Annotated in this window: 2 protein-coding genes and 1 pseudogene; 1 reads left to right on the forward strand and 2 read right to left on the reverse strand. The window is 63.5% G+C overall.

Going from position 1 to position 1186, the window contains the following annotated elements; translation table 11 throughout:
- On the forward strand, positions 1–150 hold a 150-nt coding region (locus tag A5789_RS37595), incomplete at its 5' end, for an ATP-binding protein (RefSeq protein ID WP_231956625.1).
- 129 nt (positions 151–279) lie between these two features.
- On the opposite strand, the pseudogene A5789_RS02340 reads toward A5789_RS37595, so the two are convergent.
- Together A5789_RS02340 and A5789_RS36235 are read right to left on the reverse strand one after the other, a co-directional pair.
- A pseudogene (locus tag A5789_RS02340) lies at positions 280–717 on the reverse strand (ATP-binding protein); the annotation flags it as partial.
- A gap of 182 nt (positions 718–899) precedes the next feature.
- Positions 900–1121, reverse strand: coding sequence for a hypothetical protein (locus A5789_RS36235; RefSeq protein ID WP_064903081.1), 222 nt, complete (start codon positions 1119–1121; stop codon positions 900–902).
- Positions 1122–1186: the final 65 nt, after the last annotated feature.

The raw sequence follows: 1186 nt of genomic DNA on the forward strand, positions 1-1186 counted from the left end.
ACCATCATCGCCGCGGCCATGCTCGACCGGCTCCTACATCGCTCGGTGGTCCTCAAACTCGACGGCGATTCCTACCGCCTGCGAGACCACCATGCCCGATCAGAAAACCACCGCACGGCCTCCGGAACCATCCGCCGGCCGCTACAGTAGAACCGCCTCACGGGTGGGGAATTTCGATGAGCACCACTGGGGAAGTTTCTTGAGCCTCGTCAGCTGACTGCGCTCACCGAATCTCCCCAGCCGGGCTCATCGAAATGCCCCACCCGTGAGCGGTCCTGATTATAGGGGTTCGCGGTTTCCGGTCGTGGCCCGGCGGAGGTTGTCGGCGGTGGCTTGGTGGTCGCGTAGCCGGTAGGAGTCGCCGTCGAGGTTGATCACCATCGACCGGTGCAGGAGTCTGTCCAATAATGCTGCGGCGACAGTGTTATCGCCGAGGACTTCGCCCCATTCGGAGACGCTGCGGTTAGTGGTGATCACGATCGATGTCTTCAAGTACCGTTGCGCGACAACCTGAAACAGTGCTGATGCCGCCTCTGCAGGTAACGGCAGGTATCCCAGTTCGTCGATCGCCAGGAGCGTTGGTCCGGCGTAGAAACGCATGCAGGTGGCCCACCGGCCTTCGATCGCAGCTTTGTGGCAGCGGGCCGCCAAATCGGCGGCGGTGGTGACATAGGTGCGGTAGCCGGCGTGCACCGCAGCCCGGGCTAGACCCAAGGCCGCTCAGTTTGGTGTGCTGCCGGGTTGTCAACCGGGTAGCACGCGCACGCTGATGTGGGTTTGGTAGATGGTCCGGTCGATCACCCCCTTGGCGCGGTGTTTGGAGATTGCCCGTTTGACCACGCGAAGGCTGCTGCGGGGCCGGCGATGTGGGAGCAGGTCAGCGCGCACGGCCCGCCCGATCACACCGACGATATCGACAGTCGCGCCGGTGATGACCCGGCCGCATGGACGAGCTGGTCGCGGGCGGTCTGCAAAGCGACGGTGAAACTGCCCCGGTCCGCGACCATGCCCGGTGTGGCCAGCGCGGTATCGGCGATCGCGGTCCGCAACGCCTGGTAGGTGATCAGCAACGCGTAGACCTCCTGCGCGACATCGTCGGCAGTACGCGCCGAGGGTGTCACGAGAACCGTGTAAGTCCGAAGCTAGTTCGGAACTAAATCTATTCTAGCACAATGGAATGCAGCGG

The organism is Nocardia sp. 852002-51101_SCH5132738 (assembly GCF_001665695.1).
Taxonomy (GTDB): Bacteria; Actinomycetota; Actinomycetes; order Mycobacteriales; family Mycobacteriaceae; genus Nocardia; species Nocardia nova.